Source organism: Bacillota bacterium (assembly GCA_013178045.1).
Classification (GTDB): Bacteria; Bacillota; Ch66; order Ch66; family Ch66; genus Ch66.
Genome location: JABLXP010000041.1, coordinates 1 through 10,433 on the forward strand (window position 1 = coordinate 1; position 10,433 = coordinate 10,433).

General features: G+C 48.1%; 7 protein-coding genes. 5 read left to right on the forward strand and 2 right to left on the reverse strand.

Features of this window, described 5'->3' with window-relative positions:
* Positions 1-210 precede the first annotated feature (210 nt).
* Together HPY81_11215 and HPY81_11220 are read left to right on the forward strand one after the other, a co-directional pair.
* Positions 211-1,296, forward strand: a complete 1,086-nt coding sequence (locus HPY81_11215) for an efflux RND transporter periplasmic adaptor subunit (protein NPV27972.1) — start codon at positions 211-213, stop codon at positions 1,294-1,296.
* A 26-nt stretch (positions 1,297-1,322) separates the two neighbouring features.
* Positions 1,323-4,427 (forward strand): efflux RND transporter permease subunit, encoded by a 3,105-nt coding sequence (locus tag HPY81_11220; protein NPV27973.1) that lies wholly within the window; start codon positions 1,323-1,325, stop codon positions 4,425-4,427.
* A 214-nt stretch (positions 4,428-4,641) separates the two neighbouring features.
* Here the strand turns inward: HPY81_11220 and HPY81_11225 are convergent, their stop codons facing one another.
* Complete coding sequence (locus HPY81_11225; GenBank protein ID NPV27974.1) at positions 4,642-5,742, reverse strand: glycerol dehydrogenase; 1,101 nt, start codon at positions 5,740-5,742, stop codon at positions 4,642-4,644.
* Between the two features lie 134 nt (positions 5,743-5,876).
* On the opposite strand from HPY81_11225, the gene HPY81_11230 reads away from it, so the two are divergent.
* The 3 genes from HPY81_11230 (at position 5,877) to HPY81_11240 (ending at position 9,577) form a co-directional block, all read left to right on the forward strand.
* Positions 5,877-6,596: a metallophosphoesterase family protein gene (locus HPY81_11230; protein ID NPV27975.1), complete on the forward strand. Its 720-nt coding sequence runs from the start codon at positions 5,877-5,879 to the stop codon at positions 6,594-6,596.
* 186 nt (positions 6,597-6,782) lie between these two features.
* Positions 6,783-8,138 (forward strand): Trk system potassium transporter TrkA, encoded by a 1,356-nt coding sequence (trkA, locus tag HPY81_11235; GenBank protein ID NPV27976.1) that lies wholly within the window; start codon positions 6,783-6,785, stop codon positions 8,136-8,138.
* Complete coding sequence (locus HPY81_11240; GenBank protein ID NPV27977.1) at positions 8,135-9,577, forward strand: TrkH family potassium uptake protein; 1,443 nt, start codon at positions 8,135-8,137, stop codon at positions 9,575-9,577. The genes trkA and HPY81_11240 overlap by 4 nt, the downstream gene beginning before the upstream one ends.
* 29 nt (positions 9,578-9,606) lie before the next feature.
* Here the strand turns inward: HPY81_11240 and HPY81_11245 are convergent, their stop codons facing one another.
* The gene (locus HPY81_11245) at positions 9,607-10,404 is read right to left on the reverse strand and encodes an S-layer homology domain-containing protein (protein ID NPV27978.1); all 798 of its coding nucleotides are present in this window, start codon (positions 10,402-10,404) and stop codon (positions 9,607-9,609) included.
* Positions 10,405-10,433 lie beyond the last annotated feature (29 nt).

Here is a 10,433-nt window from a genome sequence, read left to right on the forward strand (position 1 = left end):
GCCTGGAATAAAATGTTAAATTACATTGTGGTTTGGTTTTTGACCTTAATCTAGCGAAAAAAGAGTACATCTAAACGACTAACAATGTTTTACCTTTAACAAAAAAGCTAATTTTGCAAAAGGCTCATATTAGGAATGATTGGGCGATAATTCATTCAACATTGAGTGCTTAATTTCCTTGTAATTAAGGAAAAGAATTAATGAACAAAAATGGAAAGGGTGACGGTATTGGTGAACAGGAATCTCATCGCCCTGGTATTGATATTAAGTCTATTAACTTCTGGTATAGCTTGTAGTAAGCAGACGAATTCAGTCCAAGCGGAAGCCAGGACGCCTACTGTGGCAGTTTTGAAACTAAAGAAAGAAGATCTGGTTAACAAAACGAGTGTAGTGGCGAAAATTGCTCCCAGCCTGGAAGTGAAGGTCGTTCCGAAAACTGCGGGGAAAGTGGCCGGGGTCTATGCAGACGTGGGCCAAAGGGTTTCAGCAGGCGAAGTCCTGGTTGAACTCGATAGTTCTGACCTTCGACTTCAACTGGAAAAGACCCAGATCCAAGTCGAGGATGCTAAACGGACAGCAGAACGGAAAAAAATGCTGTACGAAACCGGCGCCATCTCACGGAACGAATATGAGTTAGCCCAGAGTTCACTGGCAACCCTGCTGACAACCCTTAAACAAAATGAGTCGGACCTGAACAATTCGATCATCCGTTCGCCAATTTCCGGGATTGTCGCCAGCAGAAACGTGAATATTGGTGAATTTGTATCCACCAGCACGGCGGCGATGGTGGTGGTGGATATTGATACTGTGGAGGTAACCGGTAATCTGATGGAAGACGAGGTTAATTATGTTAAACCGGGCCAAGAAGTCGATGTGCTTGTTAAAGCGGTCTCTGCGACGCCTTTTAAAGGGCGGGTGACAAAAATCAGTCCGTCTGCTGATCCCAAAGACAAGACTTACCCAATTTGGGTTTCCATAAAAAATCAGGACCTCAGTCTGAAACCAGGTATGTTTGCGGAAATTGTCCTGGAGACCAAGAAGTTAACGGGAGTTTTCGCTGTACCCAATGAAGCGATAACCGAACGCAACGGCGGGCAGAAAGTCGTCTTTGTGGCCGAAGGGGATAAAGCAGTCGAGCGTAAGGTCAAGATTGGCCTATCGCAAGACGGCAAAACAGTGATCGTGGAAGGGTTAAACGAGGGGGAGACGGTAATCATCACCAGCGTTCAGGCCTTAAAAGACGGGATGAATATTAACGTTCAGTCCAGTGCCCAGAAGGAAAAGCCGAAAGGATAAAAACATAAAGAATGGCGGAGAGAGCAATGAACATAACTCATTTTTCCATCAAGCGCCCAGCCGGCATCACGATGATTGTGCTCTTCTTTGTTGTCATTGGCCTTTATAGTTTCCATCGAATCGGTGTCGATCTCCTGCCGGCGATTAATACACCTTTTGTTACCGTTTCCGTGTCTTACCCGGGTGCGGGGGCGGAAGAAGTGGAGAAACAGATCCTCAAACCGATGGAAGAGGCACTGTCTTCGGTCTCCAAACTGAAAAAAATGCAGTCGATGGCCAGCCAGGGATCCGGTTTTATAATCCTGGAGTTTGACCTGACAGCCAATGCCGACCAGGCCGCCATGGATGTCAGCAAGAAGGTGGACAGCATCAAAGGTCGACTGCCTGATGGAGCGGGCGACCCGGTGGTGATTAAACGGGACATCAATGCGATGGCCATCATGTCTCTGGGAGTAAGTTCCAAGAACTCCCTTGTCCAGACCTACACGGTCGCCAATGAAGTGATCAAAGACCGGTTACAGCAGGTACCTGGTGTGGCTGAGGTTCAGGTCTACGGTGGCCGACAAAAAGAGATCGCTGTAGAAATCGACAAGGACCGGTTGCTTTTTTACAATGTTTCACTCAGTGCGGTCATCAACAAAATTCAATCGGAAAATGCCAACAACCCGGCGGGCAGACTGTACCGCGATAAAGACTATGACCTACGCATCCTTGGTGAGTACCAGAGCCTTGCCGATATAGAAAATTTGCAGATACCAACGGGAACAGGCTCTTTTGTGCCGCTTAAGAGCATCGCCACGGTGAGTGAAAAAAATAAGGAATCGCGGAGTTCTAACCGTTTAAACGGTGAAGAATCGGTAAATATCCAGATCTTTAAGCAGAGCGATGCCAGTGTGGTGCAGGTAGGAGATGACTTGAAGAAAGAAATCGAGAAAATAAGGAAAGATTTACCTGATTACACTATTTATATTGCTAACGACTCGTCCAAGTATGTTCACCAGTCTTTAAACAACACCTTGAGCAGCGTATTTGAGGGAATTCTCACCACTGCCCTGGCCCTGCTCTTCTTCCTTAAGGAATGGCGTTCAATGGCGACAGTTCTGATTGCGATCCCCACATCGTTGATCGCTACCCTGTTTGCTATTTATATCGCTGGTTTTACCTTCAATATGATGTCTTTAATGGGGATGGCGTTGTGTATCGGGATCCTGGTTGATGATTCCATCGTGGTGCTGGAAAACATCCACCGCCACCTGCACCTGGGAAAAGATGCGGAAAAAGCGGCTTTAGATGGTCGGCTGGAGATTGGCACGGCGGCTGTAGCGATCACGCTGTGCGATGTGGTCGTGTTTTTACCCATCGCTTTTATGAGCGGCATGATCGGCCAATTCTTCCGGCAGTTTGGGCTGACCATCGTTTTCGCCACCCTCTTTTCCTTGTTTGTTTCATTTACCCTCACGCCAATGCTGTCATCAAAGTTTTATAAAACTGGTTTATCTGAAACCAAAGCTAAATTCTGGGCCAAGGTTGACCGTTTTGGTGTCAGGTTTAGGGATAAATATGAATCTATTTTACTCTGGTCATTAGCTCAGCCCAGGAAAGTGCTGGTAGGGGCACTAATCCTGTTCATCGCGGCCTTCAGCCTTTTACCTTTGAAGGTGGTGGGGGCGGAATTCATGCCGAACACCGATGAAGGTTATTTTTCGGTAACCATTGAACTGCCGGTGGGCACACCTTTTGAGAAGACCAACCAGGCGGTTCTCAAGATGGAAGACTACATAAAGACAATTCCCGAGGTTGACAATTTCCAGTCACGCACCAGCGGCAACAGTGGGACTGTTAATGTTCAACTCAAGGACAAAAAGCAGCGGAAACGGACAATCTGGCAGATCACTGACCAGGTGAGAAACTGGAGCAAGAACCAGTTTCCACCAGGCACGGTGCGGGTGACGGAAGCCAGCACCTCCATCGCCGGCCTGCCGGGCCGGGGTGGACCAGGGGGTGGTAACGTCCAAATCGAGGTGTTGGGACCTGACAATGATAAATTGGTGGAGATCTCCCAGGAGGTGGTAGCGCTTCTTAACCAGACTAAAGGGGCGAAAGACGTCAACACCAACTGGCGGTTGGGCCAGCCAGAGATCCAGGCCCGGATCGACCGGGAGCGAGCCAAATACTACAACGTGGCGCTAAACGACATAACCAGGACCCTCCAGACCGGCATCAGTGGCTCGTCGGCGGGCACCTTTGTGGTCCAGGGACAGGAGATTGACATCAACGTGCGGTTGAAAGACGGCGATAAAATTAGCCCGGCTGAATTGAAAACCCTGCCGGTGTATTCAGGGGGGCAGACCGTGGCCCTGGGGAATGTGGTGGAATTCAAGGAAGGGGTAGGACCCAGGACCATTCGCCGGGTGGATAAGCAGCGAGCAATTACCGTGACCTGCAACCTGACCGACCGGCCCCTGCAGGATTTCGTCAGCGAAGTGGAAAAAAAGATCAGGGACCGGGGATTTGACCCGCTCTACACTGTGCGGTTTGCGGGGCAGGCCCAATCGATGATGGATACGTTCAAGGAGATGCTTTCCGCCCTGGGGCTTTCGATAGTTCTGGTTTACATGGTGCTGGTTGTCCTGTACGAATCTTTCCTGACCCCTTTTATTCGGTTATTCTCACTGCCGCTGGGCTTTATCGGGGCGTTGCTGGCTTTGGCGATTACCCGCAACAGCCTGAACATGTTCTCCATGATCGGTTTCATTATGATGGACGGTCTGGTGGCGAAAAACGGAACACTGCTGCTGGACTACACTTTGACGTTGATCGGCCGGGGAAAAACGCCGCGGGAAGCAGTGATAGAGGCCAGTAAAACCCGGCTGCGGCCGATCATGATGACCACCCTCACCATGGTTTGCGGGATGTTGCCAACTGCTTTAGCGATCAGCGAAGGGGCGGAAAACCGGACGGGAATGGCCTGGGTGCTGATCGGCGGATTGCTTACCTCCACATTCTTTACGCTGGTCATCATTCCGATTATCTTTTTGGCGATCAACCGCTGGAAAGAAAAGCGCACCGGCACAGGCATAACCAGGCCGGATTTAGGAACTGCTGATTTAAACAACAATATATCAATTTAATATCAATTTATCAATTTACAGCTAATAATAAAAAACGAGGAGGGCAGGGTGCCTTCCTCATTTTATCATTGCAGAGTTTCATATGCTCTGTTTGATAGCCATAAGTAAAATGCGTAAAAATGTTTTTGACTCTGCTAAATTTTCTGGAGGAATGCAGCAGGACTCTATAGTAATATATTAATCTGTGGAAAAGGGATGAAAAACAAATGTACGATCAGTTCCGATGCTGTTTTCTCCTTTGACCGTAGGCGTCAGCTGTCTTCATTGCCGCCAGCACACTAGAGGGGGAAACCGGAATGGGTTCATTATGGATGGTTTCCCCTTCGGCACAGGCTGCTTCGGCTGCCTGCATTAACTCCTCATCAGAAACGACCGCTAACCCGATATCAGCCAGGGTGGTTGGCAGTCCAATTAACTCGCAGAACGAGAAGACTTCGTCAATAATAGAAGTGGGTTTATCCGTAAGAAAGAGGGAGGTTAGGGTCCCAAAGGCTACTTTTTCTCCATGGTAATAATGATGTGTTGGCTCCAGAACAGTCAGACCATTATGAATCGCATGTGCTGCCGCCAATCCACCGCTTTCAAAGCCTATTCCGCTCAGGAGCGTATTGGCTTCGACGATATGCTCCAGGGCTGGCGTCACCGCCTGAACTGCCGCGGAACGCTTGGCGGCTAGGCCGTATTGCAAAAGGGTTTCATAGCAAAGTTGGGCTAGGGCATACGCCGTCATCGAACCAATGTCTCCCGTCATGTTTCCCGCGTATTTATTTTTCACTGACTTGGCCTCAAACCAGGTCGCCAGCGCATCTCCCATGCCGGAGACCAAAAATCTGACTGGGGCCTGGGCTATTACCCGGGTATCTAGTAGTACCACATTAGGGTTGCTGGGTAATATCAGGTAACGTTTGAATTGGCCATCTGGACTATAAATAACGGAAAGGGCACTACAAGGAGCATCGGTCGAGGCAATGGTCGGGACAACCACCACCGGGGTTTTGACCTGATAAGCTACGGCTTTAGCCGTATCTAGGGCTTTGCCCCCTCCAATCCCGACGATCAGGTCGCAGCCAGTTTGTTCGGCTGTTTGCGATAGTCTGGCAATTTCTTCGTCAGAACACTCGCCGTTAAACTTTTCTATTTCCACCTTGACGGCTTCTTGTATCTCTGGAAGGTAATTCGGCAGCACCTGTTCTAAGACAATGGGGTCACATATTACCAGACCTTTTTGTCCTAGACGGACCATTTCATGACCCAGTCGATGCAACGCGTTATAACCCTGAATATAACGACCTGGAAAAATAGTGGTACTGATCATTATTTTACTCCTCTCTTACGATATCAATTAACTTTAGAATGTCCGCTGCCGAAGCTCTTTATACTTGTCTTCACCGCGATAACAGCGGCGACTATTCCCAAGTTGAGAAAGTTTTCTTTCAAGGAGGAGTGCTGATGCGTATCGCAGTACTATCGGATATTCACGGTAATCTACCTGCTTTAGAAAAAGTTTTTGATGATTTAAGATTTACTAGCCCGGATCTAGTGGTTTGCGCAGGTGATTTGGTTGATTATGGTCCGCATCCTAATGAGGTAGTTGATTTTATCAGAAACGTTGGGATACCTTGTGTTATGGGGAATCACGACGAGGCAGTGGGATATGAACGGCGGGTTGAGGAGTTGAAAATCGCTCCCGGGCGCGACCTTCGAGTTGAACAGGCATCATTTCGATGGACAGTGGAGAATGTTTCGGAAACAAATAAAAACTACTTACGCATATTGCCATTTGAATTTAGACCAAAGGAGCCTTTTAATGATATATTGATAGTACACGCCAGTCCCCGGTCGATTAATGAATATCTTCGTTTTAATACCCAACCAGCCATTTATCGGGAAATTGCCCGAAGTTCTTTAGCCAAATGTATAGTGTTTGGGCATATACACAAGACTTTTATTAAATCTGAAGCCGGTGTGATGTTTATAAACGTTGGCAGTGTTGGCCGGCCAAAGGACGGAAGTCGAAAAGCCACATACTTGATCCTTGATGTTGATGAAGAAGTTACTGCTAGTTATCGCCGTATTGACTATCCCGTCAAAGCGACAATAAACGATATCAAACGTTCTGATCTTCCTGATGAGCTAGCTGATGACCTGTGGACTGGGAAGTCCAAATGATGGTTCCTAGTTAATAGCGAATCTTAAAGGCTGGTGAATTACACTGGCCTTTAAAATCACACATAAAGAGTCGATTTAGGAGGTATAAATTTATATTTAGTCGAATATATCCTTAGCTTGAAATGGGTAGTCATTATTCTTTTGGCATTATTACTGATTGGCGCAGTCATTAAAGAGGAGGCTTAAATGAGAGCGATTATTGTTGGGGCGGGAAAAGTTGGATTCAACATTGCCCAAATATTGTCACGCGAAGGTCACGATGTCGTCATAATTGAAAAAGAAGAAGAACGACAAAAAATCATCCAGGAGCACCTGGACATCCAAACAATTTGTGGCAGTGGTTCTAGTTGTGATATTCTCGAAGAGGCTGGCGTCCGAGAAGCAGACATGTTCATTGCGGTGACAGAGGTGGATGAAATAAATATGGTAGCCTGCCTTTTAGCGAAGCAGTATGGTGTTCCCAAGACAATTGCGCGAGTAAGAAACCCGGAGTATGTAGAAAAAAATCAGCAAATTTTATTCTCGAAAATAGGTATTGACTTGATCATCAACCCCGAAAGAGTTACCGCCTTTGAAATTGCCCAACTGTTGGAGAATCCAGAGGCCAAAGATGTTGAATTTTTTGCTAACGGGACGATCCAATTGTCTGAGCTGAAAGTTGAAGAAGGTTTTCCCGTGGTGGGGAAGAAAATTCGCCAACTGAAGGCGCCCGGCCAGTTCCTGGTTGTGGCCATAATTCGCAATGGGCGTTTAATTGTACCAGGTGGAGATGATACCATTCAGCCAGCTGATTTGGTGTTTCTCATTGCTCGAACTAAAGATATGGCACGGCTTGAAAAACTCTTTATCCATGAGCGAACAAAAATCGAGAATGTGGTCATCTTGGGAGGAGGACGCATTGGTTATTACCTGGCCCAATTGTTGGAAAAGAAAAACTTCTCTGTCAAGGTGATTGAGAAAGACCATAAGAAGTGCAAGACCTTGGCCAGCCGGCTTAAGCGAACTTTGATTATTAACGGGGATGGAACCGATACCGATCTATTGTTAGAGGAGAACATTGGCCAGGCTGATGCTTTTGTGGCGGTTACGGGAGATGACAAACTTAACGTGTTGGTTTCCCTGATGGCCAAGAACCTGGGGGCAAAGAAGACTTTTGTCCAGGTCCGACGCTCTGACTTGATCCCTATTCTGGAGCATGTCAATATCGATACGGTAATTAGTCCAAGGATTCTGACAGCCGGCGCCATCTTACGTTTTATCAGGCGGGGGGAAGTGGCTTCTGTGACAGTCCTTGGCGATAGCAGGGCGGAGATGATTGAACTAACTGTTCCATCAAGTGCTTCTGTCGTGAATCGGACCCTGAAAGAAATCAATTTACCCAAAGGTGCCTTAATCGGTGCCATAGTACGCAAAGAACAGATTATTATCCCCGGCGGAGATGATTTTTTATATCCCGGCGATCGGGTGACGGTATTTACTATTCCAGAAAACGTTCCTAAAATCGAAGCCTGTTTTGAAGCAAAGCGAGGGATTCTAAAATGAATATTAGTCTCGTGATTAATTTGATCGGGAAATCTTTGATATTCCTAGGGTTGACCATGATCTTTCCGTTGTTCTGGGCCATTTACTATCAAGGGCCGGATCAGTTTGCTTTGCTGTTTTCAATTGTGATTACTCTGACCAGTGGTTTGGTTGTTTGCTATGTGGTGCCTGCCAAAGGGGATATTCGATATCGTGAGGGCTTTGCTATAGTTACTTTTGGGTGGTTGCTTGCTTCTGCTTATGGCGGATTGCCTTACCTGTTGTCGGGAGCTTGCCGTAGTTTTCCCGACGCTTTTTTTGAGTCAATGTCAGGTTTTACGACAACCGGCGCGAGTGTTATAACTGATGTTGAAGCTCTACCGAAAGGAGTTTTGTTTTGGCGAAGTTTAACTCATTGGCTTGGTGGAATGGGGATCATCGTGTTTTTAGTGGCGCTTTTATCACACCTGGGGGTTGGCGCGAACCAGATGTTCCGGGCCGAAGTTCCTGGACCAGTAGCGGAAAAAATCAGGCCCAGGATCAGTGAGACAGCGAAGATTTTGTGGTTTACCTATCTCATTATGACGGTGGTCCAAACTGGACTGTTGTGGTTTCTGGGGATGCCTTTATTTGATGCACTGTGTCATACTTTTGGGACTTTAGCCACTGGTGGATTTAGCACCAAGAATGCCAGTATTGGCTTTTACGATAGTGCGGCAATCCAGTGGGTGATCATCATTTTCATGTTTTTGTCCGGAGTTAACTTCGCGCTTTACTACCAGGCTTTAAGGGGCCGAAGCCTGAAGACGTTTTGGATTAATGAAGAGTTTCGTTTCTATCTTGTAATTGTTTTGGTTGCTACGGCCCTGACTGCTTATAACATTCGTCCTTTGATTGGTGAAGGCGAAGCCCTGGTGCGAACGGCGGCTTTTCAGGTGGCCTCGATTATTACCACTACCGGTTTTGCTACTGTCGACTTTAACCTCTGGCCATCGATGTCTCAGGCGGTTTTAGTTAGTCTAATGTTTATTGGGGCCTGTTCTGGTTCGACCGGTGGAGCAATTAAGGTTGGCCGGATCTTAATTCTTTTGCGGCAAGGAGCCCTGGAGATGAAACGCTTAATTCATCCCCGGGCTGTATTTGCGCTCAAGATTGAGGGGAAGAGTTTATCTGAAGACTTGGTGATCAATGTTTTGCAATTTTTCTTTTTATATCTGACTATTGTTGGTGTGTTTACAATTGTTATGACGGCAACGGGCTTGGATTTGATTACCGCTTTTACCTCTGTAGCGGCCACTTTTGGCAACGTGGGTCCTGGTTTGGGATTGGTCGGACCCGCGAGTAACTATTCAATGATCTCCGGTACTGGTAAGCTGCTGCTTAGCTTCCTCATGCTGCTTGGCCGCTTGGAAATTTATACAGTACTGGTTCTGTTTTCGCTGAGCTTTTGGAAAAGATAAGTTCAGTTCCCGAGATTTGTGGAACTAATTTATGGTTTGACCTTCATGGCTCGCACGAGGGCAACGGCGGCTTCCGCTCGGGTGACGGCCTGGTCTGGTCTAAAGTACGAACCGTCTCCCTTCAGGATGTCCAGGCCCCAGGCCAGGGCCACATAGCCAAAGGAATCTTTAGCAATGGCGTTGGCGTCGGTGTAGGGGACCTGGTAGATGCCTTGCACCCGGGCCGCGCGCTCCAGGTTCAGCAGGCGGATCACCAGTTTCACCAGCATTTCCCGGCTGATGGTGGCGTTCGCCGGCAGGTCATCCTTCAGCCAGCCGCGCTCCCTGGCCTGTTGCAAAACGTCTTCGTCCGACAGGTCGGTGATTCTCCAGGGGCCGTTATTGGCCATCAGCATGGCTCGCAGCAGGGAGACCACGGTGATATTTTCCGCCGGGTGGAAAGTGTCCCCATACTCACCGAAGATGCCAGCCTGACCCAGGAGGGTGATTTCCTGCTCCCCAAAGCTTCCCTGGATGTCCGTAAAACGGTATGCTCTTGGCTGTTGGGCGAGGGGTTTCCCCTGCCAGTCGAGCGGCTCCCCGGTTTTCGCATCGATCAGGTTGGAGACCTGTTTACCGGGGGCAGCCAGCGGCTGGTAGACCAACTGGACTTTTTCCAGGCCGGCGGGCCCGTAAACCTGGTTATAGCTCAGGGTGAGAGGGCGGTTTTTCAGAAACGCCTCCGTGGCTTCGTTGGCGTTTAAAAGCTTTTCCGGGGCCGGAAAATCCAGATCAAACCAGTTCAGGTTGTAACTGATGATCCGCCCGGCGACCGTGTCCACTGTCACACTGATGGTATTGCCCGGGAAGACGATGC